Origin of the sequence: Collimonas antrihumi (assembly GCF_018304965.1) — a bacterium.
GTDB classification, from domain to species: domain Bacteria; phylum Pseudomonadota; class Gammaproteobacteria; order Burkholderiales; family Burkholderiaceae_D; genus Collimonas; species Collimonas antrihumi.
On the sequence record NZ_JAGQED010000022.1, the window covers coordinates 41,744 to 64,042 of the forward strand.

General features: G+C 56.8%; 26 protein-coding genes. 18 read left to right on the forward strand and 8 right to left on the reverse strand.

Annotated features, from left to right (window positions below; all coding sequences use genetic code 11):
- Positions 1 to 20: 20 nt before the first annotated feature.
- Positions 21 to 911, reverse strand: coding sequence for a LysR substrate-binding domain-containing protein (locus KHU29_RS16785; protein WP_211453986.1), 891 nt, complete (start codon positions 909 to 911; stop codon positions 21 to 23).
- Positions 912 to 1,319: 408 nt separating this feature from the next.
- Between KHU29_RS16785 and KHU29_RS16790 the strand changes: the two genes are divergently transcribed.
- The 9 genes from KHU29_RS16790 (at position 1,320) to KHU29_RS16830 (ending at position 10,816) form a co-directional block, all read left to right on the forward strand.
- Positions 1,320 to 2,414, forward strand: a complete 1,095-nt coding sequence (locus KHU29_RS16790; RefSeq protein WP_211453988.1) for an ABC transporter substrate-binding protein — start codon at positions 1,320 to 1,322, stop codon at positions 2,412 to 2,414.
- A 64-nt stretch (positions 2,415 to 2,478) separates the two neighbouring features.
- Positions 2,479 to 3,336 (forward strand): ABC transporter permease, encoded by an 858-nt coding sequence (locus KHU29_RS16795; RefSeq protein WP_211453989.1) that lies wholly within the window; start codon positions 2,479 to 2,481, stop codon positions 3,334 to 3,336.
- Positions 3,333 to 4,184, forward strand: coding sequence for an ABC transporter permease (locus tag KHU29_RS16800; protein WP_211453991.1), 852 nt, complete (start codon positions 3,333 to 3,335; stop codon positions 4,182 to 4,184). Before KHU29_RS16795 ends, KHU29_RS16800 begins: the two co-directional genes overlap by 4 nt.
- Before the next feature lie 41 nt (positions 4,185 to 4,225).
- Positions 4,226 to 5,332: an ABC transporter ATP-binding protein gene (locus KHU29_RS16805; protein ID WP_211453993.1), complete on the forward strand. Its 1,107-nt coding sequence runs from the start codon at positions 4,226 to 4,228 to the stop codon at positions 5,330 to 5,332.
- A gap of 72 nt (positions 5,333 to 5,404) precedes the next feature.
- On the forward strand, positions 5,405 to 6,220 hold the full coding sequence (locus tag KHU29_RS16810; protein WP_211453995.1) for a transporter substrate-binding domain-containing protein: 816 nt from the start codon (positions 5,405 to 5,407) through the stop codon (positions 6,218 to 6,220).
- 27 nt (positions 6,221 to 6,247) lie between these two features.
- Positions 6,248 to 6,916: an amino acid ABC transporter permease gene (locus KHU29_RS16815; RefSeq protein ID WP_211453997.1), complete on the forward strand. Its 669-nt coding sequence runs from the start codon at positions 6,248 to 6,250 to the stop codon at positions 6,914 to 6,916.
- Positions 6,913 to 7,569: an amino acid ABC transporter permease gene (locus KHU29_RS16820; RefSeq protein WP_211453998.1), complete on the forward strand. Its 657-nt coding sequence runs from the start codon at positions 6,913 to 6,915 to the stop codon at positions 7,567 to 7,569. The genes KHU29_RS16815 and KHU29_RS16820 overlap by 4 nt, the downstream gene beginning before the upstream one ends.
- A gap of 8 nt (positions 7,570 to 7,577) precedes the next feature.
- Positions 7,578 to 9,350 (forward strand): 5-guanidino-2-oxopentanoate decarboxylase, encoded by a 1,773-nt coding sequence (locus KHU29_RS16825; protein WP_211454000.1) that lies wholly within the window; start codon positions 7,578 to 7,580, stop codon positions 9,348 to 9,350.
- Positions 9,347 to 10,816, forward strand: coding sequence for an aldehyde dehydrogenase family protein (locus KHU29_RS16830; RefSeq protein WP_211454001.1), 1,470 nt, complete (start codon positions 9,347 to 9,349; stop codon positions 10,814 to 10,816). The genes KHU29_RS16825 and KHU29_RS16830 overlap by 4 nt, the downstream gene beginning before the upstream one ends.
- A gap of 28 nt (positions 10,817 to 10,844) precedes the next feature.
- Here KHU29_RS16830 and KHU29_RS16835 read toward each other — a convergent pair whose 3' ends face one another.
- Positions 10,845 to 11,981: an ABC transporter substrate-binding protein gene (locus KHU29_RS16835; RefSeq protein ID WP_211454003.1), complete on the reverse strand. Its 1,137-nt coding sequence runs from the start codon at positions 11,979 to 11,981 to the stop codon at positions 10,845 to 10,847.
- Positions 11,982 to 12,235: 254 nt separating this feature from the next.
- Here KHU29_RS16835 and KHU29_RS16840 point away from each other — a divergent pair, with 254 nt between their 5' ends.
- Genes KHU29_RS16840 through KHU29_RS22555 form a run of 3 tightly spaced genes read left to right on the forward strand, consistent with a single transcriptional unit; the run spans position 12,236 to position 14,638 of the window.
- The gene (locus KHU29_RS16840; RefSeq protein WP_281416147.1) at positions 12,236 to 12,475 is read left to right on the forward strand and encodes a FeoA family protein; all 240 of its coding nucleotides are present in this window, start codon (positions 12,236 to 12,238) and stop codon (positions 12,473 to 12,475) included.
- A gap of 19 nt (positions 12,476 to 12,494) precedes the next feature.
- Entirely contained in the window at positions 12,495 to 14,345 is a 1,851-nt protein-coding gene (gene feoB / locus KHU29_RS16845) for a ferrous iron transporter B (protein ID WP_211454006.1), read from the forward strand.
- A complete protein-coding gene (locus KHU29_RS22555; RefSeq protein ID WP_425514482.1) occupies positions 14,342 to 14,638 on the forward strand; it encodes a DUF6587 family protein in 297 nt (98 codons plus the stop codon). The genes feoB and KHU29_RS22555 overlap by 4 nt, the downstream gene beginning before the upstream one ends.
- 88 nt (positions 14,639 to 14,726) lie before the next feature.
- On the opposite strand, the gene KHU29_RS16850 is transcribed toward KHU29_RS22555, so the two are convergent.
- Together KHU29_RS16850 and KHU29_RS16855 are read right to left on the reverse strand one after the other, a co-directional pair.
- Complete coding sequence (locus tag KHU29_RS16850) at positions 14,727 to 14,954, reverse strand: hypothetical protein (protein WP_211454007.1); 228 nt, start codon at positions 14,952 to 14,954, stop codon at positions 14,727 to 14,729.
- 48 nt (positions 14,955 to 15,002) lie between these two features.
- Positions 15,003 to 15,479, reverse strand: a complete 477-nt coding sequence (locus KHU29_RS16855) for an Lrp/AsnC family transcriptional regulator (RefSeq protein ID WP_092354117.1) — start codon at positions 15,477 to 15,479, stop codon at positions 15,003 to 15,005.
- Between the two features lie 134 nt (positions 15,480 to 15,613).
- Between KHU29_RS16855 and kynB the strand changes: the two genes are divergently transcribed.
- The 3 genes from kynB (at position 15,614) to kynA (ending at position 18,451) form a co-directional block, all read left to right on the forward strand.
- Positions 15,614 to 16,246, forward strand: a complete 633-nt coding sequence (gene kynB, locus KHU29_RS16860) for an arylformamidase (protein WP_211454047.1) — start codon at positions 15,614 to 15,616, stop codon at positions 16,244 to 16,246.
- Positions 16,247 to 16,315: 69 nt separating this feature from the next.
- Positions 16,316 to 17,578 (forward strand): kynureninase, encoded by a 1,263-nt coding sequence (gene kynU / locus KHU29_RS16865; protein WP_211454009.1) that lies wholly within the window; start codon positions 16,316 to 16,318, stop codon positions 17,576 to 17,578.
- 18 nt (positions 17,579 to 17,596) lie between these two features.
- Complete coding sequence (kynA, locus tag KHU29_RS16870) at positions 17,597 to 18,451, forward strand: tryptophan 2,3-dioxygenase (protein WP_211454010.1); 855 nt, start codon at positions 17,597 to 17,599, stop codon at positions 18,449 to 18,451.
- Between the two features lie 24 nt (positions 18,452 to 18,475).
- Here kynA and KHU29_RS16875 read toward each other — a convergent pair whose 3' ends face one another.
- From KHU29_RS16875 to KHU29_RS16890, 4 genes are all read right to left on the reverse strand, one after another.
- Positions 18,476 to 19,003, reverse strand: a complete 528-nt coding sequence (locus KHU29_RS16875; protein ID WP_211454012.1) for a hypothetical protein — start codon at positions 19,001 to 19,003, stop codon at positions 18,476 to 18,478.
- Between the two features lie 81 nt (positions 19,004 to 19,084).
- A complete protein-coding gene (locus KHU29_RS16880; RefSeq protein ID WP_211454013.1) occupies positions 19,085 to 19,339 on the reverse strand; it encodes a hypothetical protein in 255 nt (84 codons plus the stop codon).
- Positions 19,332 to 20,261, reverse strand: a complete 930-nt coding sequence (locus KHU29_RS16885; protein ID WP_246542167.1) for a DNA/RNA non-specific endonuclease — start codon at positions 20,259 to 20,261, stop codon at positions 19,332 to 19,334. The genes KHU29_RS16880 and KHU29_RS16885 overlap by 8 nt, the downstream gene beginning before the upstream one ends.
- A gap of 85 nt (positions 20,262 to 20,346) precedes the next feature.
- Positions 20,347 to 20,871, reverse strand: a complete 525-nt coding sequence (locus KHU29_RS16890) for a hypothetical protein (protein WP_211454015.1) — start codon at positions 20,869 to 20,871, stop codon at positions 20,347 to 20,349.
- A gap of 86 nt (positions 20,872 to 20,957) precedes the next feature.
- On the opposite strand from KHU29_RS16890, the gene KHU29_RS16895 reads away from it, so the two are divergent.
- The 3 genes from KHU29_RS16895 (at position 20,958) to KHU29_RS16905 (ending at position 22,298) form a co-directional block, all read left to right on the forward strand.
- Entirely contained in the window at positions 20,958 to 21,140 is a 183-nt protein-coding gene (locus KHU29_RS16895; protein ID WP_211454016.1) for a hypothetical protein, read from the forward strand.
- An 88-nt stretch (positions 21,141 to 21,228) separates the two neighbouring features.
- On the forward strand, positions 21,229 to 21,969 hold the full coding sequence (locus tag KHU29_RS16900; protein WP_211454018.1) for a carbonic anhydrase: 741 nt from the start codon (positions 21,229 to 21,231) through the stop codon (positions 21,967 to 21,969).
- Positions 21,970 to 22,070: 101 nt separating this feature from the next.
- Positions 22,071 to 22,298, forward strand: a complete 228-nt coding sequence (locus tag KHU29_RS16905; protein WP_211454020.1) for a hypothetical protein — start codon at positions 22,071 to 22,073, stop codon at positions 22,296 to 22,298.
- Position 22,299: the final 1 nt, after the last annotated feature.

Consider the following 22,299-nt stretch of genomic DNA (forward strand, 5'->3'; position numbering starts at 1 on the left):
TTTGCCAATCAACCAATCGCTCAGGCAGGCGGCAGCGCATGCTCCATACAGTACTGGCTGATCCACTCGCGGAAGATGCCGACTTTTTGCTGGTTAGCGACGCTTTCCGGATAAACGAAATAATAGCTTTGCCCTGGCATCACACAGTCGAACGGCTTGACCAGGCGCCGCATCTCGAGATCATCGCCGGCCAAAATGCAATCACCTATCGCCACGCCGAATCCTTGCGCCGCGGCGTTCACGGCCGAGTCCAGGGTTTCGAAACTCTGTCCGCTGCTGGCGTCCACGCCTTTGACGCCGGCAAAGCGCAACCACATTTCCCAATCCCGATGGTCCCTGGTGGGATGCAGCAAAGTCTGCTGCGCCAGTTGTTCCGGCGCCAGTTGCGGTTGTTCCTTGAGCATCGCCGGCGAACATACCGGCGTCAATTGCTCGGTAAACAGCAAGAGGGAATGGGTATCTTTGCCGGTCGGCGCGCCATACACGATGGCAGCGTCAAACGACTCGCGCTGGAAGTCGACATTGTGCTGCAAAGCTGTTGTGACCTGCAGCTGGATCTCCGGATGCTCAGCCTGAAACAGCATGATCTTGGGATAAATCCAACGCATGATGCAGGTCGGCACTTTCAATGCCAGGTCGGTGCGCTGCCGCGTCAACCGGGTAGAAATCTCTTCAATCCGCGCGAAGCTTTCGCGCACTGCAGGCAGCAGCAGTTCGCCCTCTTCGGTCAGCGTCAAACCGCGTGCATGGCGCTGAAACAACGGGAAGCCGTAATACTCCTCCAGGATCAGTATCTGCCGGCTGACCGCGCCTTGGGTCAGGCATAGGTAATTGGCGGCATGCGTAATGTTTTGATGGCGCGCGACAGTCTCGAAGACTTGCAGGGCATTCAAAGGTGGCAATTTGCGCATGAGCGTCTCCGGAGATTCCAGCCACCAGGAAAACGCATGGCTCCTATGATTATATTTCGTTTGTGAACGCCCGGGCAATGCACAAGAATAGCAAGCATAAAAAAGTGAACAGTCCCATAGGGACATTTCACAAAGAAAATACATTTTCTAATACCGGAGCGAGACAAAATGGACCCTATCCCCCAGCGCGCCACCTTCAGTGGAAACGACCCTGCCTTAGTTACCAAGCGGCATCTATGCCTGCTGCCCGAAGTCTTTTCAGGCATCAGTTTTATGCATCCAGGCAATCATTAAAACTAATGCCTTGAGGCAATATCTGGCATACCTCTTGCATCAGCAAGTAGCGCCAACACAGCAAACCATAGGCATTCAGCAGTTGTTTCCACCCTTCCACACCAGGAGCAAGCCATGCAAAATACAGATACCAAACGTCGTAATGTCATCAAAGCAATTGGTGCATCGATTGCAGCATCCACGCTATCCGCACCATTTGTGAACGTCTTTGCACAGGAACAGAACTTCAAAGGCAAGACGCTACGCTTCCTGACCTGGTCGGACGACACCGGCCTGGCAGCGCTGCGCAATATTGCCGCCAGTTTCTCTGAAAAGACCGGCGCCAAAGTGATTGCCGACCGTGCCGATGGCACTTCGGGCATGGTCGCCAAACTGAAAGCTGCCGGCAGCAAGCCGCAATATGATGTGATTACACTGGCGGGTGTCGGCGCTTCGGGCCTGGCAGATGCCGGTTTGCTGATGCAACCGGACCTGGCCCGCCTGCCGAACCTGAAAGATGTCGCGCCGGAGCATCGCAGCGGCGCCAACGGTTTCGGTGTCGGCTACCTGCTGTGGACCAACGGCCTTATCTACAACACATCAACCTTCAAGGCGCCGCCATCCAGTTACGAAGCCTTGTGGGATCAAAAATATAGCGGTCGCATCTTCCTGCCGCCGCCAAGCTGGGTCGAGGCGGTCGACCTTGCCATCATTGCAGCGAAACTGTCCGGCGGTTCACAAAAGAATATCGATCCCGGCTTCAAGAAGCTGGCGCAGCTCAAGGACCGCATCCTGATGCTCGGCGAAAATCCGAACCAGGTGGCCGAGCTGTTCCGCACCAACGCGCTTGATCTGGGCGGCATCTACTCGCCGGCGTTCTTCCCGGTGGCGATTAAAAAGCCGGAATACAAGATGGGCGTCACCTATGACATGAAAGAAGGTTTTGCCGCCCAGTTGATGTATACCGTGATTCCGAAATCGCATCCGGGCGACCTCGACCTGATCCACGCTTTCATCAACCACACGCTCGATCCTGTTGTACAAGGAAAAATGGCTGCCGATGTGCTCAACGGACCGGTGAATACCAAGGCCGCAATACCGGCGGAAAGCAGCCGCTACGTTCCCAGCACAAGACAGATCGCCGAGAAAGCGCAGATTCACGACGACAAGGCGCTGGCCGCGGTGCAAAGCGAATGGGTCCGCCGGTATACCGAGATTTTCTCGGCGTAATAAATAAGCCCGAATAAGCCCGAATAAACCCGAATAAACCCGGCGACACGCAAAGGCAAAAGCAATGCTCGATCAAAATTCCAATGCCCGACCGTGGCTGCTGCTACTGCCGGTACTGCTGTTTCTGGCAGTGCTGGCGGCGGCGGCGCTGGCGGTAATCCGCATGAGCGTAGGCAGTAACGGCGACGAATGGCACAGCGTTTCACTGACCAGTTATGCCGACCTGGCGACTCCTTACTACATGAAATCGCTCTGGCTCACCTTGCGCCTGGCGTTTCAAAGCACGGTGCTGGCGGTGTTGCTGGCGATCCCGGTAGCGATTGCCATGGCGCGCGCCAAATCCAAGCTGGCGCGACGCCTGCTGCTGACTGGCGTGCTGCTGCCGTTGCTGGTGAATCTGCTGCTGCAAAGCTATGGCTGGCTGATCATCCTCGGCCCTGGCGGCGTACTCAACAATTCGCTGCTGGCGCTGGGCATCGTACAGCGTCCGGTGCAATGGCTGTATCGTGAAAACGGTGTATTGCTAGGCCTGATACAAACCGCATTTCCGCTGGCGGCATTGCCAATGGCCAGTACACTCAAAGCGATTTCAGGTAGCTACGAAGAGGCCGCAGCAACCATGGGCGCCAGCCGCTGGCAAATCTTGCGCCATGTACTGCTACCGCTGGCAATGCCAGGGATTCTGTCAGGCGCGCTGCTGGTGTTCGCCTACAACGCCAGCGCCTTTGCAGTGCCGCTGCTGCTTGGTGGACGCCGGGTTTCCATGCTGGCAGTGCTGGTGCGTGACCAGATCACGCCTTTACTCAACTGGCCCGCAGCATCAGCCACCAGCGTCGTATTGATGCTGGCGACTTTGGCGGTGATGGCGCTGTCGCAGAAACTGGTGCACCGGTCACAGAAAATGCTGGGGAACACACAATGACTTCATTCGCTCTACCCTTCTTGCGGCGCGCCCTGCCCGGCCAGCTCACCCGCCTGACCGGTGTGCTGGCGGCGGTGGTGCTGATATTGGCAGCGATGCCGATCATCACCATGATCATCATGTCGTTCGGCGCCTCCGACACCTTGGCTTTTCCGCCACCCGGTTATGGCTTGCAATGGTATCGGGCCGCCTGGCACACATTCATGTCGCCTGACGCCAGCGACGTCCTGTCGATGGGACAGGCGCTTGGCACCAGCCTTAAGGTGGCCGTGGCAACCATGCTGATCGCCGCAGCGGTGGCAATTCCTGCAGCCTATGCGCTCAACCGCTTCAACTTCCCGGGTAAAGGCATCATCGAGCAATTCATCGCCTTGCCCATGGTGTATCCGCTGGTGATGCTGGGCATTTCGTTGCTGCTGGTGTTCAACTATATTCCTGTTGAGCTGGGCATTTTCCGGCTGGTCATCGCCCATGTGATCCTGGCATTGCCGTTCGCAGTCAAGAATTGTTCGGCATCGATTGCCGGTATCGGTCCGGAATTCGAAGAGGCGGCCTACCTGATGGGAGCACGGCCGATGCGCGCCATGTTCGACGTCGTGCTGCCGCTGATGCGGCCCGGCATCATGGCCGGGATGCTGTTCGCCTTCATCGTCTCCTTCAACGAATTCACGGTGACCTTCTTCCTGTATGACGTCGATACCATGACCTTGCCGGTATGGCTCTACAGCCGCACTGTTTCGTCACTCGACCCTACCGTATTCTCGTTCGCCGTGTTTATCGTATTGATCGACTTCGGCTTGATCTGGTTGCTGGAAAAGCTGGTGGGCGACGATGGTGTGGCGCTCTAATCAAATATTGAATAAATGCGTTCCAACTTAGCGAGCACAACATGAGCAATCAACTAGTCCTTGAAAACATCAACAAGCAATTCGGCGCGGTGCAAGTCGTCAAGCATGTCAACCTGAGCGTCCCGGAAGGCAAGCTGGTGTGTTTCCTGGGTCCGTCCGGCTGCGGCAAGACGACACTGCTGCGCATGATCGCTGGCCTCGAAACACCAACCAGCGGCCGCCTCACCATGGCCGGTAAAGACCTCACCAATGTACCGGCCTGCGAACGAGATTTCGGCATGGTATTCCAGTCGCTGGCGTTGTTCCCGCACATGAGCGTGGCTGGCAACATTGCCTACCCGCTGCGCTTGCGCAAAGCCGACAAGCAAAGCCAAACCAAACGGGTCGACGAATTATTGCAACTGATCCAATTGCCGCACATGGCCAATCGTCCGGTGGCGCAATTGTCAGGCGGCCAGCGGCAACGGGTGGCGATTGCACGCGCGCTGGCATCCGCGCCTAAACTGTTGTTGCTGGACGAACCGCTGTCAGCGCTGGACGCCAAGCTGCGCGAAGCGATGCAAGTTGAAATCCGCCTGCTGCAGCAACGCCTCGGCATCACCACCATCATGGTGACGCATGACCAGCGTGAAGCCATGACCATGGCCGATGTGATTGTGGTGATGGAGCAAGGCCGGATCGCGCAAATCGGTTCGCCGCTGGAAGTGTATCGGGATCCGGTCAATGAATTCGTCGCTGACTTCATCGGCCTCGGCAACATCCTGCCAGCTGTATCGAACGGCGATCAGCGGGTACGGCTGGCCGGCGGTCAACAGATAGACGTCAGCGGCTCCCGCAAGATCAGCGACGGCCAGGAAATCCGTTTGTTGATCCGTCCTGAAGATGTTTGCCTGAAAATCAGCGAAGCTGTCGGGCACAAGGATCTACAATCCAGCATCCGCAATAATTGTGTGCCAGGCCAGGTCAGCTTCATCCGCGATGTCGGTTCGTCGCTGGAAGCCACCATAGATTGTTCCGGCTTTTCCCTGACAGTAGCGACCAGCCCGCGCGAAGTTCCGGGATTGGCGATCGGGACGCCGGTACTGGCAACCCTGCCGCCGCACGCCTGCAAGCTGATCGACGCCAGCCCGGGCCGGCTCGCTGCCTGATAAAACATTTCATCTACCGAGTCATCGACTTACTTATCGACTTACTTATAACTTAGTCATAGAGGAAACACCATGAACGTATTGTCTCTCTGCAGCGCCGTCCTGAATCGCCGCCTATGCAAGATCAGCGCCGCCATCCTGCTCACGGCGGGCATGTTGCATGCCGCGCCAAGCCAGGCCGACGCTATCGATAACATCAGCAAGAACGGCAAGGTCAGGATCGGCGTCTTCATGGATTACCCGCCGTTCGGTTCGATCGGGCCGGATATGAAGCCGCTCGGCTACGACATCGACATGGCCGAATTGATCGGCAAGGCATTGAAGACCAAGGTGGAACTGGTACAAGTTACTGGCGACAACCGCATGGCGTACCTGGCCGGCGGCAAAGTCGATTTGCTGCTATCGGTCGGGCAAACGCCGGAGCGCGCTAAGGTCATCGATTTTACCGATGCTTACGCCCCCTACTATCTGGCGGTATTCGGCGGCCCGAAAATGGCGGTCAAGACCAATGCCGACCTGGCCGGCAAGACCATCTCCGTAGCCCGCGGCACACTTGAGGATTTGAGCATCTCCAAGGTGGCGCCACCTGATGCCACGGTCAAGCGCTTCGACGATCCCAACGGCGCCATCTCGGCTTTCCTGTCAGGGCAGACGCAATTGATGGTAGTCGGCAATGACGTCGGCGCCACCATCATGGCCAAGAACCCGGCGGCCGGCATACAGCAAAAATTCCAGTTGTTCAGCTCGCCCGATCACGTCGGCCTGAACAAGAACGAACCACGCTTGGCGCAACAGATCAACCAGGCCATCGTGCAAGCCAAGAAGGATGGCAGCCTGAACAAGATTTCGCAAAAATGGCTGCGAGTGCCGTTGCCGGCGGATTTGTAAGCCGTCGAATACAGGAAGGCAATTAGCATGACTTATGCGTTCGACTTCAGCGATCTGCAGCAATACATTGGCATGATCGCGCATGGTATTGCGATCACGCTCGGCCTGACCGCGGTCGCCACCTTTCTCGGCGCCGTGATCGGCATCGGCGGTGCGGCCTTGCAATGGAAAGGTGGAAAACCTGTCCGCACGGTGATTGCCGCATATGTCGAACTGATCCGCAACACACCGTTTATCGTGCAGCTGTTCTTCATCTTCTTCGGCTTGCCCGGTCTCGGCGTGCAGATCAACGAAATGGAGGCCGCATTGCTGGCGATGACAATCAATCTTGGCGCCTACGCTATCGAAATCGTACGTGCCGGGATTGAGGCCGTGTCGCGCGGACAATATCAGGCCGCGCTGGCGATCGGACTGACCCAGCGGCAAGCATTCCGCTCCGTCATATTGCCGCAAGCGTTGGCTACCGTATTCCCGGCGCTGGCCTGCCAGGTGTTGATCGTGATGCTGGGCTCGGCGGTGGTGTCGCAAATTTCGGTCACCGACCTGACCTACGCCGCCAACTATATCCAGTCGCGCAATTTCCGCTCCTTTGAAATCTACCTGGTGATCACCGTCATCTATCTGGTGCTGGCGATTGTATTGCGACGCCTGATGACCCGCATGGCGCGCGGACTTTTTGCAGGACGGCAGCGATGATCGAGTTCACTTTATGGGGCATGGCCGGCAATCTGATGCTGGCCGCGCGCTGGACGGTATTGCTATCACTGATTGCATTTGCCGGCGGCGGTGCATGCGGCTTGCTGTTACTTGGATTCCGGCTGGCAGGCCAGCGCCAGCTCACTGCCGTGATCGACCTGTACATAGAAATAATCCAAGGCACGCCGCTGCTGATGCAATTGTTCATGGTGTTCTTCGGTCTGCCGCTGTTTGGCATCGATGTCTCACCGTGGCTGGCGGCCAGTGTCACGCTGACGCTGTATACCAGCGCCTACCTGGTGGAGATCTGGGGCGGCTGCGTCGCAGCAATTCCGCGCGGCCAATGGCATGCCGGCGCCAGCCTCGGCATGACTTACACACAACAGTTGCGCGAGATCGTGCTGCCGCAAGCATTGCGCATTGCCGTCGCACCGACCGTAGGATTTTTAGTGCAAGTGGTCAAGAGCACCGCGCTGACTTCCATCATCGGCCTGATCGAACTGACCAAGGTCGGCAACATGCTTACCAATTCGACTTTCCGCCCTTTCCCGATATACGGGATGGTGGCCCTGTTGTATTTCGCCATGTGCTTTCCACTGACCTGGTATGCACGCAAGCTGGAACGCCAACATCAACGCAACACCAATCGCTGAAAAAGAATATGAAACGACTCGAAAGTACTGAGATTGACAAGACCGTCACCGCTGACGCCAGCGCATCCGCATCCGCATCCACGTCTGCATCCACGTCTGCATCCGCGTCTGCGTCTGCATCTGCGTCACTGACGATTGCACCCGCAGCGACTAGTTGTGGCGAGGTGCTAATCAAGCTGCTTGAGAATTATGGCGCAGAACTGGTGTTCGGCATTCCCGGCGTCCATACCGTCGAGCTGTATCGCGGGCTGGCGCGCTCGAGCATGCGCCACATCACGCCGCGCCACGAACAGGGCGCCGGCTTCATGGCCGACGGCTATGCGCGGGTCAGCGGCAAACCAGGTGTCTGCTTCATCATCACCGGCCCCGGCATGACCAATATCGCTACCGCCATGGCGCAAGCCTATGCCGATTCAATCCCGATGCTGGTGATTTCCAGCGTCAACGCACGTCAGCATCTGGGCAATGGCAATGGCATGCTGCATGAGTTGCCGTCGCAACGTGGCGTGTTTTCCGGCATGACCGCGTTCTCGCATACGCTGATGAGCGCCGACGAACTTCCGGCTGTATTGGCGCGCGCTTTCGCTGTGTTCGACAGCGCCCGCCCGCGTCCGGTGCATATTGAAATTCCGCTGGATGTGATCGTCGCCCCTGCCGCGCATCTGTCTACCGCCATGCCGGCCCGCACCTCCAAACCCTGTGCCAATCCGCGCAGTATTGCCGAAGCTGCAGCCATGCTGCGCCAAGCCAGGCGGCCCTTGATCCTGGCGGGCGGCGGCGCCGTCAATGCAGGTATCGAATTGCAGCAGCTGGCAGAACGTTTGCAGGCGCCGACGGCACTCACCATCAACGCCAAAGGCCTGCTGCCGCCGCAACATCCGCTATTGCTCGGTTCGACTCAATCCACCGCCGCAACGCGCGACCTGGTGTGTGAAGCCGATGTGGTGCTGGCAATCGGCACCGAGCTCGGTGAAACCGACTATGACACCGTGTTCGACGGCGGCTTCCGCATCCCCGGCAAACTGATCCGCATCGACATCGATGCACAGCAACTGGCGCGTAACTATCCCGCAACGCTGGCCTTGCTGTCCGATGCCGGCAGCGCGCTGCAAGGCCTGCTGCACCAGTTGTCACTGCATCCCGAGCCACTGTTGCATGCAGTCCTTCCCGATGTCTCGTGGGGCAGCAACCGGGTCGCCGCTTTGCGACGCGAAATCGACTCCAGTCTCGATCATGCCGCACGCATGCAGCATCGCATGCTGGAGGTGGTGGCAAGCATACTGCCGGATGCGATCTATGTCGGCGATTCTACCCAGCCGGTATATACCGGCAATATCACCTTCGACGCACGCACCCCGCGCAGCTGGTTCAACTCGTCTACCGGATACGGCACGCTCGGCTACGCGTTGCCAGCCGCAATCGGCGCCAAACTCGCCACTACCGGCACACCAGTGATATGCCTGATCGGCGACGGCGGTTTGCAATTTACCTTGCCGGAACTGGCCAGCGCGGTGGAAGCCGGTGTGCCGGTGATCATCCTGCTGTGGAATAACAGCGGCTATGGCGAAATCAAGAAGTACATGCAGAACCGCGCTATCGAACCGGTTGGCGTCGATATCTACACGCCGGATTTCCTGGCGATTGCGCGCGGCTTCGGGTGCGAGGCCAGGCACGTGGCAACAGCAACGGAACTGACCCGCGCCTTGCAGTTGGCGTTGTCAGGCAACACGCCAACCGTGATTGAAATTTCAGAAATCGAGTGGACCGGACAGGATCAATGATGACGCACAATCAACTGCATCAGCCGCATCAACTCTATATAGCGGGCCGTTGGCGCGATGCGCATTCCGGCCGGATGGAAACGGTATTCAATCCGGCCACCGAAGCAGCACTGGCGGAGATCGCCGTCGGCGCTGCGCAGGATGTCGACGATGCTGTCGCGGCAGCCGCAACAGCGCAAGCGGCATGGGGTAAAAGTTCCGGGCTTGAACGCGCCGCCTGTTTGCGTGCAATTGCACGCGGGGTGCAAGAACAGCAGGAGCAGTTGGCTCGCCTGCAAACTGCCAACAACGGCAAACCCTTGAGTGAATCGCTGATCGACATCGGCGATGTCGTCGCCACGTTCGACTATTACGCCGAACTGGCCGAACAACTCGATACGCATCAAGATCAACCAGTCACCCTGCCCAGCGTTGACTTTACGGCGACGCTGCGGCGTGAACCGTGCGGCGTCGCAGCCTTGATCGTACCTTGGAATTTCCCTATGGTGACCACTGCATGGAAAGTCGCGCCAGCACTGGCGGCGGGTTGTACGGTGGTACTCAAGCCATCTGAAATCACGCCATTGCCGGAGCTTGCGTTGGCGGCGATTATCGATCGAGCCGGATTACCGGCCGGCGTCTTCAACCTGGTTACCGGTAGCGGCGCTGAAGTCGGGGCCGCGCTGGTTTCTCATCCTGCAGTACGTAAAGTCTCGTTCACCGGCAGCACCGCCGTCGGCCAGACTGTGATGAAAGCCGCCGCCGACGATCTCAAACGCGTCAGCCTGGAGCTGGGAGGAAAATCGGCGGCGCTGATGTTTGCCGATGCAGATATCGAACAGGCACTCGACATCGTCTGTGGCGGAATATTTTTCAACGCCGGACAAATGTGCTCGGCCACCTCGCGCCTGCTGATTGAACGCAGCATTGCAGAGGATTTCACTGCACGTCTCAAGCAGCGTGTCGAATCCATCAAGGTCGGCGATCCGATGGATCCTGCAACCCAAATGGGCCCCTTGAGCAGCCGCCAGCAATATCAGAAAGTGCAGCAATATATTCAGCAAGGACTGGACGCAGGACTTAAGCTGATCACTGGCGGTGGTCGTCTGCCAACTATGTCCAAGGGATATTTTTTAGCACCGACGATCTTCACAGACGTACCCTTCGACAGTCCATTGTGGCGCGAAGAAATCTTCGGCCCTGTCTTGTGTATAAATACGTTCGACAGCGAACAGGGAGCAATTGAGATCGCCAATCAAAGCGAGTACGGCCTGGTGGCGACCGTACTAACCTCGGACCACGAACGCGCCTGCCGCGTGTCGGCGGCGTTGGATGTAGGCCTGGTCTGGGTCAACAGCCCGCAGGTGATTTTCCCGCAAACTTCGTGGGGCGGCATGAAGAAAAGCAGCATAGGCCGCGAGCTGGGACCTTGGGGCTTACACGCGTTTCAGGAAATCAAACACGTGGTGATGGCGGCATTTGAATAATCCGGAAAATCCGGAAAATTCGGATAGATCAATGCAAGAATCTGCCGCTCTTGGCTACCATCGTCAAGTCGACGAACTCTGAACCATTGTGATTGCTCGGGCTGAAGGTCACAAAATAACCGCCGGCGTCATAATGGTTCAGGGTTTCCAATGCCTTGATCAAACTATCGCGCGACAAATTACTGCCTGCGCGTTTGAGACCCTCCACCAGGATCTTGGCGGCAATAAAGCCTTCCATGCTGACGTAGTCCCATTCTCTCTTGCCGTTTTGCAGGTAGTACTTGCGGTATTCCTTGACGATCGCATTGACTTCATCCCACGGTGCGGGCATCACTTGGGCAATCTGCACGCCACTGGCGTCCTTGCCCAGTGCATTCACCAGCTGCTGGCTGCCAACGAACGAGATGTTCCAGAATGGTGGCGGACTGCCGGCCGCTGTCATCGCTTTGATGAAGGCAGCGCTGGAATTGTAGGCAGACACCATGATGACCGTCTGCGGGTTGCTCTGCCGGATATTGGCAACGGCATCGCCGACGTCCACGCTATTGCGTTCCACCGTGCCTAGCCCGACCACTTCGATGCCACGTTTCTTCAGCGCCCGGGTCACCCCTTCCAGGCCAGCCTTGCCGTAGGCATCGTTCTGATAAAAGACAGCAATCCGCTTCAACGACAATGTGGTAATTTGCTGCACGATTTTTTCAGTCTCGGCAAAGTAGCTGGCGCGGACGTTGAAGATGTTCCGGTTAAACGGTTCACGCAGCGACTGGGCGCCGGTAAAGGGCGCGAAAAAAGGCAGCCTGGCCTTGGTCAAGGCCGGAATCGATGCATTCGAGGTCGGCGTGCCGACATAGCCGAACAGAGCCAGTATGTCGTCCTGGTCGATGAACTGGCGGGTATTCGCCGCCGCCCGCTCCGGTTCATAGCCGTCGTCCAGTGTCTTGAGGATGATTTTTCTGCCGAACACACCGCCGCTGGCGTTGACCTGATCGAAATACGCCTGCGCGCCTTCATTCATTCCCTTGCCCAGCTCCTTGGCGGGACCGGTAAACGCTGCCGACTGGCCGAGGGTGATGGTGGTGGCGGTAACGCCAGTTTCGGCGTGGCAAAAAGTGGTAGTCAGCAACACCAACAGCGCTGGCAGGACAAATATTTTATGAAGGCGCATGCGAAGTCCGATTATTCATTTAGATAAAGTTGATCAATATTGCAAATCCATTGCAAATTCGGCTCGGCAGATGGTAGCGCTACCGAAGATAGACGATGAAATTTGTTGCAGTGCGGAAAACTGTGGCAAGTAAAACGCAAAGGGGGTAGTACTGTCAAGCAAGCCACGCAATTTCAACATCCGGGTAAACAATAAGACGCTATCCCGATATAATGAGAATCATTATTGATCATGGCATGTTTTATGGTTTGTTTATGAGACTTTGTGACTTGACCCCGTTCACCCCTGCAGTGATCGAATACGTGGAAGACGTGTTGGAGCTGGATCCGATTGCCAACCGCTTGCGCGAATTGGGTTTTGTTCAAGGAGAGGCAGTAAGCCTGGTGGCGCGCGGCCCGGTTGGCGCCGATCCGCTGATGATACAAATCGGCTTCACTCGTTTCGCCCTGCGTCGCGCCGAAGCGCACCGGGTCCACGTCAATCCAGCATCCTGAATTTCTTAGCCACAGCCTCATGTCTAGCGCATCCTCCCTCCGCATCGCCCTGGTCGGCAATCCAAACTGCGGCAAGACCGCCCTGTTCAACCAATTGACCGGAAGCCGCCAGAAAGTGGCTAACTACGCCGGCGTCACGGTAGAACGCAAGGAAGGCCGCTTCACAGCACCTTCCGGACGACTGTTCCAATTACTCGATTTGCCCGGCGCGTATAGCCTGGAAGCGACCAGTCCGGACGAGATGATTACACGCAAGGTTTGCCTGGGCCAAATGCCCGGCGAAGCGTTGCCGGATCTGGTGGTCTGCGTTGCCGATGCGACCAATCTGCGTTTGCACTTGCGTTTTGTATTGGAAGTCAAACGGCTGGGCCGACCCATGGTGCTGGCATTGAACATGATGGATGCCGCCCGCAAACGCGGCATCGCGATCGACCGCGAAGAACTCGAACGCCGCCTCGGCATCCCGGTGATCGAAACCGTGGCGGTACGCAGTGGCGGCGCAGGCGAATTGATCCGGCATCTGGACCAGGCCGCTGCAACCGCGCTGGCGCCAGCGCCAACGGTCGACAGCGTCGACGACGACTTGCACGCACAGGTGCGCAGCATGCTGACGGCAGCAGTCACCATGCCGCGCAACACGTCGATGATCGACGATATGATCGATCGCTGGGTATTGCATCCGGTATTCGGACTGGCGCTGCTGGCCGCCGTCATGTTCTTTATTTTCCAGGCAGTTTTTTCCTGGGCACAACCGCTGATGGCGGGTATCCAGGCCGGTGTCGGCGCGGTCGGCGGCTGGGTCGCCGGCGCGATGCCGGAAAGCCTGTTGCGCAGCCTGATCAGCGACGGCATCTTCGGCGGCTTGGGCACCGTGCTGGTATTCCTGCCGCAAATCCTTATTTTATTTTTCTTTATCCTGGTGCTGGAAGAATCCGGCTACCTGCCGCGCGCCGCATTCCTGCTTGACCGGATGATGTTCAAAGCCGGCCTCACCGGCCGCTCATTCATTCCGCTGTTGTCGAGTTTCGCCTGCGCGATTCCCGGTATCATGGCCACCCGCAGTATCCAGGATCCGCGCGACCGCCTGACCACCATCCTGGTAGCGCCGCTGATGACTTGCTCGGCGCGGCTGCCGGTATATACCTTGCTGATCGCCGCCTTCATTCCGAACACGAGCGTCTGGGGCCTGTTCAATATGCAAGGCATTGTCTTGTTTGTGTTGTATGTGGCGGGCATCGTCAGCGCGCTGGCGGTATCCTGGGTCATCAAGCGTGTGCGCAAGGACAAGAGCGAGCATGCATTGCTGATGGAACTACCCTCCTACCGCTTGCCCGGCGCGCGCAACATCGCCATCGGCCTGTGGGAACGGGCAATGATTTTTTTACGCCGGGTAACCACTATCATCCTGGCGCTCACCGTGCTGCTGTGGTTTCTGTCGACCTTCCCCGGCCCGCCGGCAGGCGCGACCATGCCAGCCATCAATTACAGCCTGGCCGGCAGGATCGGCCATCTGCTGGAATACATCTTTGCCCCTGTCGGTTTTAACTGGCAGATCTGCATTGCACTGGTGCCCGGCATGGCCGCACGCGAAGTCGCCGTATCGGCGCTGGGAACCGTGTACGCCATGTCCGGCAACAAAGACATGATTGCATCGCAACTGGGCCCGGTGATTGCCCATCAATGGTCGCTGGCAACCGCGCTGGCGCTGCTGGCCTGGTATGTGTTTGCACCGCAATGCATGTCGACGCTGGCGGTAATGCGCCGCGAAACCAACTCCTGGAAAATCGTCGCCTTTGCCGCCACCTACCTGTTCGGCCTGGCTTACCTTGCCGCGTTTCTTACTTATCAAATTACGAAGCTCCTGACATGACGCCATTTCTCGTAATCCAGGCCATTGTGATTGGCTTGGCAGTGATTGCCAGTTTGATTTATGCCTGCCGTCGATTGATGCCGGCTACCAGTCAACGCTGGCAGGCGACGTTGGCAGACTCGTTGAGTATGGACTCTCGGCCGACAGTGGTACGGGCGATCGGGAAGCGGTTGCAGCCGGTGGCTGCGGCGGGAGGATGTGGCAGTGGGTGCGGATCGTGTTCTACTCGATGTGGTTCGGAGTCTGCCGCTGCTGAGCAACCGGTGCAGTTCCTTGAGCGTTCGGGGGAATGAAAATCGTGAGGGTTATTTTTTAGCGTTTGAATGCTAATGCATGTACTCCGTGGTTCGTTAAATGGGGTCAGAATCTGACCCCATTTAACTAGAGTACCGGTAATTTGACGGCTGTCACGCGGTCGATGAAGAAATCACCGTCGACACACTTCCTGTGAGGCACGCCGGCAACCTTGAATCCGGGACCACCTTCCGCCACCCAAATTTTGGCAACTGTGTCGAAATCTTCCAGCTCCAGCCCAAGCAACGGCGCCGACAACACAAATTGCGCGCCTTCTTTTTGTCTTGCCAGAACTTCTTCAATCGTTTTTGCCATGGTTTCAATCTGATATAGGGAAATTGTGCGCTATCCGCAGCGACGCGATCAGGCATCCCGCAGCAATTCGCGCGGCAACTCGTAAGTTTCCTTGATCGCCTGCAGCACAATATTGGAGCGGATATCCTGCACGCCCGGTATTTTATATAACTTTTCCAACACAAAAGCAGAATAGTGCTTCAGGTTGCGCGCCTTAACCCGCAACAGGTAGTTGGCATCGCCCGTGATGATGTAAGAACCAACCACCTCCGGATAATTCTGCAACGCCTGCATGAAATTCTCATGCCAGCTCTCAACATCGCGCCGCATCGTCACCTGCACGAACACATCCAGCTCCAGCCCCAGCTTTTCCGGATTCAGCAAAGCGCTATAGCGGCTGATAATGCCCTCTTCCTCCAAGATACGCACGCGGCGCAGGCAGGACGAAGGCGACAAAAACACCTGCTCCGCCAGATCCTGATTACTGATCCGGCCATTCTGCTGCAACAGCGTCAAAATGTTTAAATCGATGGTATCGAGTTGCATTGAAATTATCTTTCAATATTAAGTATATATTCTCCATATTATTCTAAATAAACTAAAAATCACCTATTAATTTCGTATAAAAATTCCAGCAAGTCCGCCTAAAATAATTCATCAAATCCGCACGGGAGAACGCCATCACCACCTCGAAGCCCATCTGGGACATCAGCCCCGCCCTTTCCGCCCTGACTCCGGTATGGCCAGGCGACACCACCTATAGCGCCAAAACCACCTGGGAAATCGGCAACGGCTGCCCCGTGCACGTCAGCAGCATCACGCTCTCTACCCATACCGGAGCGCACTGCGACGCGCCCAGTCACTACGATCCGCAAGGCCGACCTATCGACCAGGTAGCCCTGGACGCCTATATCGGCCCCTGCCGCGTGATCCATTGCATTGGCGCCGCGCTGGTCACGCCGCAAGATATCGAACATGCATTGGCAAACGTTCCGCCACGCGTACTGTTACGCACCTATGCCAACGCCCCGCAACAACAATGGGATCCGGCCTTCGCCGCAGTAGCGCCCGAAACCATCGCGCTGCTGGCGCAACATGGCGTGCGCCTGATAGGCATCGATACACCTTCGCTCGATCCGCAAGAATCCAAAACCATGCAGGCGCACCATGCGGTAAGGCAGCACGGCATGGCCATACTGGAAGGCATCGTGCTCGATGCAATCAGCGCCGGCGACTATGAATTGATCGCACTACCCTTGCGCCTGGCCGGCATGGACGCCAGTCCGGTGCGCGCCGTCCTGCGCCCTCTCTGATATTCACGCAATCAGCCACAAACAACAACTGCAACAACTACAACAACTACAGCAACTACGACAACAACCATGACAACCAACCTCAAGACCCGGGCAGAATGCCAAACCCTGGATGCCAACGACCCGCTGGCGCCGTTGCGAACCTTATTCGACTTGCCGCCAGGCGTGATTTACCTGGATGGCAACTCGCTGGGTGCACGCCCGCATGCGGCGCTACAACGCGCGCAGCAGGTAATCCAGCAAGAATGGGGCAACGGTCTCATCCGCAGCTGGAACAAGGCCGGCTGGTTCGATCTGCCCGGCCGCCTGGGCAATAAGCTGGCAGGCCTGATCGGCGCCGGCGAAAACGAGGTAGTGGTGACCGACTCCACTTCCATCAACCTGTTCAAGGTACTTGCCGGCGCATTGCAAATGCAGGCCGACAAGCCAGATGCGGCAATCCGCAAAGTAATCGTCACCGAACGCGACAACTTCCCGACCGACATCTACATGGCGCAAGGCCTGACCGAATGGCTGGATCGCGGCTACCGCATCCACCTGATCGACTCGCCGCAAGAACTCGTCACCGCCGTCAATGCAGAAACCGCAATCCTGATGCTGACCCACGTGAACTACCGCAGCGGCCATCTGCATGACATGCAGGCAGTCACCAAAGCTGCGCAGGCACAGGGCGCGCTGGTGGTCTGGGACCTGGCGCATTCCGCCGGCGCGGTGCCGATAGATTTGCACGCAGCCAATGCCGACTTCGCAGTCGGCTGCACGTACAAGTATATGAACGGCGGTCCCGGCGCGCCAGCCTTTGCCTGGATCGCACCACACCACCATGCGCAGTTCCGACAGCCGCTAAGCGGCTGGTGGGGTCATCGCGCGCCATTCACCATGCAACCCGCATTCGCACCCGGTGAAGGTATACGCCGCGCATTGTGCGGCACCCAGCCGATCGTATCGCTGGCGATGGTGGAATGCGGCCTGGACATCTTCGCGCAAACCGACATGCAAGCTCTGCGCCGCAAATCGCTGGCGCTGACCGATCTGTTCATCGCGCTGGTCGAAAGCCGCTGCGCCGGCCTCGACCTGACACTGGTGACACCACGTCCGCATGCAGAACGCGGCAGCCACGTCAGCTTCGCCCATCAACACGGCTACGCCATCATGCGCGAACTGATCGCACGCGGCGTCATCGGCGATTACCGCGAGCCGCAAGTGATGCGCTTCGGCTTCACTCCGCTGTATACCCGGTTCACCGATGTCTGGGATGCGGTCGATACTTTGCACCAGATCCTGGCCGACAAAGATTACGAAATCAATGCGCAGCAAGAAGCAGTTACCTAATTACTCAGGAGTCACGAGATGGAATGCCCTTTCAATCCCAAAGAGTCATGGCATGGCGCGCAGATGGAATTCGGCGAGGCCGGTGGCAAGACCATGAGCTATGGCGATTACCTGGCGCTGGACCAGGTCTTGACGGCGCAGCGGCCGCGCTCGCCGAACCATAATGAAATGCTGTTCATCATCCAGCACCAGACCAGCGAGCTGTGGATGAAATTGATGCTGCATGAGTTGCATGCGGTGCGTGCGCAACTGCGCAGCAACGATTTGTCGCCGGCGTTCAAGATGATGGCCCGCGTGGCACGCATCATGGACCAGCTGGTGCACGCCTGGGATGTACTGGCGACCATGACGCCGCCGGAGTACACCGCAATCCGCCCTTATCTCGGCCAGTCATCCGGCTTCCAGTCGTTTCAGTACCGGGAGATCGAATTCCTGTTGGGGAACAAGAATGCGGCATTGCTGCAGGTGCACCAGCACTCGCCGGAGTCGTATGCGCGATTGCAGGATGCGCTGCAACAACCATCGATTTACGATGAAGCGGTGATGCTGATGGCGCGCGCCGGCTTGCCGGTCGACCAGGCCCGCCTGCACCTGGACTGGCAACAACCCACCGTCGCCGACCGTTCGGTAGAAACGGCCTGGCTAGAGGTTTATAAAGTGCCGGACACCCATTGGGAGCTATACGAGCTGGCCGAAAAACTGGTCGACCTGGAAACGGCGTTCCGCTACTGGCGCTTCCGCCACCTGACCACGGTGGAGCGCATCATCGGTTTCAAGAAAGGCACCGGCGGCACCGAAGGCGCCAGCTATCTGAAGACGATGCTGGACGTGGTATTGTTCCCGGAGCTGTTTTCATTGCGGACATCCCTCTGAGGCAAGCCGCATTCAAACAGTTTTTCAAGCAGCCTGATTACGCTTTGCGACCCGTGTTCGCACATCCTGCACGTCGGCCGGATCGCAACGCAGTTCCAGCAACTGATTGACGGCAATCTCATCGGCCAGCGACGTTGCCGTCACCTTGGCGCCGAAAAAATCCTCATCCAGGCTGAGTGCATTGCAGATGCGCTTGCGCCCTTGCCCATCGGCTGGTAACTGCAGCACCACCGTCAAATAATTTGTTGCGAGGCCTTCGACTGTGTTCTGTCTAGCGATCGTCGCCTGCACCGTCTGAGGCGGCGCAGGCGCAATTTCCACAGGAATGCTTGCATGCTGTTCCTCTGCAATGTCATCCACCGACACCAGCACAGTGCTATGGGGACCGGGCCACTTCTTGACGCCGCCGATCACGGCGGGCGTACCGCCGCTGACTTCATATTCGCTTTCGGAAATCTTCTCGTAATGAAAAGGCTCCCAAGCCGGATCGCCGTGCTTGCGCATCGCTACCGTCTCCAGCACCTGGCTGGCGGGGGCGCCGTTGCCTAGCATGCCGACGTCGCTTAGTCCTGTATCGGCCGTGTGTCATCCATCTTGCTTACCTCGCTTGTTTCCCGCTATGTTTCCGCCTACTTAAAACGGATTACTGACCTTTACCACCGGCGCAACAGCCAGCACCTCAGGCAATGTCCTCGATTCAAGTTCCGCCACCACCTGGTTGATCAGCGCTTGCAATGCTTTTGCCTGCTCCAGTCCGCGCTGGTCCAGCGTCAGGTCGACATCGCCGAACAAGCTGACCCGGTCCAGCCGATTTTCAACATTCAGCTTGCCGATGGAGAGCGTGGCGCTTTCATCGGCGTATGGAATAAATTTAATCGTGTTAACCATGCGACCATCCTTTATGTATCAAATTCGTGATGAAATTGAGCAGCATTTTCAACGCATCATTGAATAACCTGGTCAGTAAATCCGCCTCAATCTTTTTAACCTGGGCGGCCGGCTCCTCGTTTCTTTCAGCAAGGTTCCTGCCGCCGTGCTGCCCTGCTCCCGCTCCCGCTTTAGGCAACGGCATCGCTACGTCCTTGATGCGCTTCGGCACACCTGGCAGCAGATCGATGTGCAAGGCATTTTCCAGCTGCGTCACCGACAAAGCCTGATACTGGGAGGTATCCTCGTTCTTGATGAAATAGGCGGCGGCCTGCTGTCTTTTAGGACTATAGACCACTTTATAGATATAGGTCGGCACCAATACATTGCCGATCTTTTGCAGATCCTGGCCGAGGAAAGCCGGGCCGGTAATCACGTACAGCTCGCCTTCTTTCACCACCAGGCGCCGTACTGCGCTTTCGATCTCGGCCCAGATATGGCGATTGTTTTGCGGATTCTGCGGAATCATGTTGGCAAGACTAAAACTTTCATACTGCGAAGTGCGGTTTGCCATGTCGCCGTTCGGGCTCATGTGGCCACGGTCGAAACCGGAGCGCGCATAGTCTTTCAACTCGGCGCGGCCATTGATCAGCAAGGCCGGCTCGGGATGAAAGGAATTTTCGCGCGACAGCGTGCGCGCGGCGTCGATGTTATTGCGCGTCAGATGTTCGGCCGACCATAAAGGGGTACGCGTGATACCTGAATGCATGACTGCAAAAGCCTGGTAGCACAACTCCTGCGTCTGGCGCGCCAGCTTATCGTTAAGGATTTCAGGAGCGCGGCCGGCGGCGTAGTGCGAGGGACAATCAGTGGCAAAAGCCGGAGAACCGAGAAATAAAAGGAATAACAGGGACAGCAGGAAGTGACGGAACTTGTGCGGCATTGCTCACCAAAACTGTATAAATACCCAGTATAAGGTTTATCCTAAATCACTCCAAGCACTATCCCAGAATTTTTTGCGTGCGATTTCAATGCGGCGTGCGAAATTCGTTGGCAATCCATGCGCTTGCGCTGCTCTCGCTGAGCTTGAAAGTCGCCGCTACCCGCACTTGTGCCACCTGTTCACCGTCCTCATCGTGGGCCGTCAGCAACGCATACGGAAAATCGTCGTCAGGAATAATATCGAGCGTGACATTGAACGTTGCGTCGGCATCGCTCACCGCGATGCTCTTGTGCAGCATCGCATGCAACTGCTGCTCATGTCTGCGCACAAATTCGGACGCAGTCTTGACCAGTGTGATGAAGGCCGAGGGATCCAGCGGTTTCGGATTTTTCTTGTCGCGCCCCATGGTCCAGGGCCCGATCAGCGCCGGCTCCGGTTCGCCATCCTTGATCATGGCTACCGCCCAGCCGTCATCGTCGTCGTTCTTGATGATGCGCGCGGTCCAGCCATCGTCGCGCCACAAACGCGGTTCGTGGGTTTTCTGGTCGTTACCGGCATCTGCGCCGTCGTCAACGTATTCATCGGGGGCTGGTGCTGAATGGTCTGTCATTGCGGAATGTTTCGTTACTTATATGTGCAAGCGTCGCGTCTCTAAATCTGCAGCAATCGCGACGTGCTTCTGAACTGGATACGCTGTTGCATCAAAAAATGGATGGCGTCATCGCCACCGACAGCATCATACGTCAATTGCGCGCCGAGTTGGGCGAGACCATATCAATTATGGGAGTTGGTGGAATTTTGCATAGTGCCAATGCAATGGGCAAAGTCACAGCGCACGCATCACGTAATGTCCAGTTTGAGTTCAGTCCACAAAATTGAACGAAATAGAATTATCTAAATCATAACAAGCCATGTTGTTTGATTTGATCCTGCCTTCCCCCCTCCCAACTTTGCTCATAAGGTCGACATGTGTACATCAGATAGCCACTCGAAAGCCACTCCCGCCACTTCTCATCGACGCACTTTTTTACGTTTATCCGTCGCCAGCAGCATTGCCGCACTATCAAGCCTGTCCGCAAATGCAATCGCTAAACAAGCCGACAAATCTCCGCCAAAGCCAGAAAACACAATAACGCCTCAAGAAGCGAAAAATCGTCTGGCAGCTGGCAATAAACGTTATGTGGAAGGTGTAACCAAACGCCATGATTTTCTCAATGAGCGTGAACCACTAGCGACCGGGCAAAATCCCTTTGCTGCAATACTCAGTTGCGCCGACTCTCGCATCGCCCCGGAATATGCATTCGATAGCGCACGCGGAGATCTTTTCGTAGTGCGTGTTGCCGGAAATTTTGTAAGCAACGATGGCTTAGGGAGCCTTGAATATGCCGTCGCAGTACTACAAACACCACTATTAATGGTGCTCGGCCACGAAAGTTGCGGCGCTGTGAAAGCTGCTATCGAGTCACAAAAAGATAATAAAAAATTTCCGGGGAATATTCAACTTCTTGCTGATGCGATTGCACCCTCTGTAAAAAAAGTCCTGACTCAGGGCGACATCTTTAACGCCTCAATTCGACAAAATGTGATTGATAATATCGAAAAGCTAAAGACTAACTCTTCAATAATAAGCAACGCCATCGATCAGAAAAAGCTCATGATTATCGGAGGAGTATATAAACTCGCTACAGGGAAAGTTGAGTTGGTTTGAAATGGTTTTTATAGGCTTTTCAAACCTCTGGCAAATTGTGTAACGGTGGCTGCAGCAGATCACGCACGTTGGAATTACTTGCTACCCGGCGACACGCCGAAATGCGCGATGAAAAAGTGATCATCAACGGCCCCGAAGCCAGCTACGCCATGCTCGGCACCGCCCCCGTACCTCTGGAACAAGGCGGCGCCCTGCTCGCCTTGCGTCTGAAGGAAAAGATGGGAACGGAACAACGCAGCCTGGTTAAATTCGAACGCAAGAACCAGAGTGTCCACGGCCCGGATATGTCTTATGTTTCAGTTGTGCGGCGTCTGCTGCCCGTTAACTGAG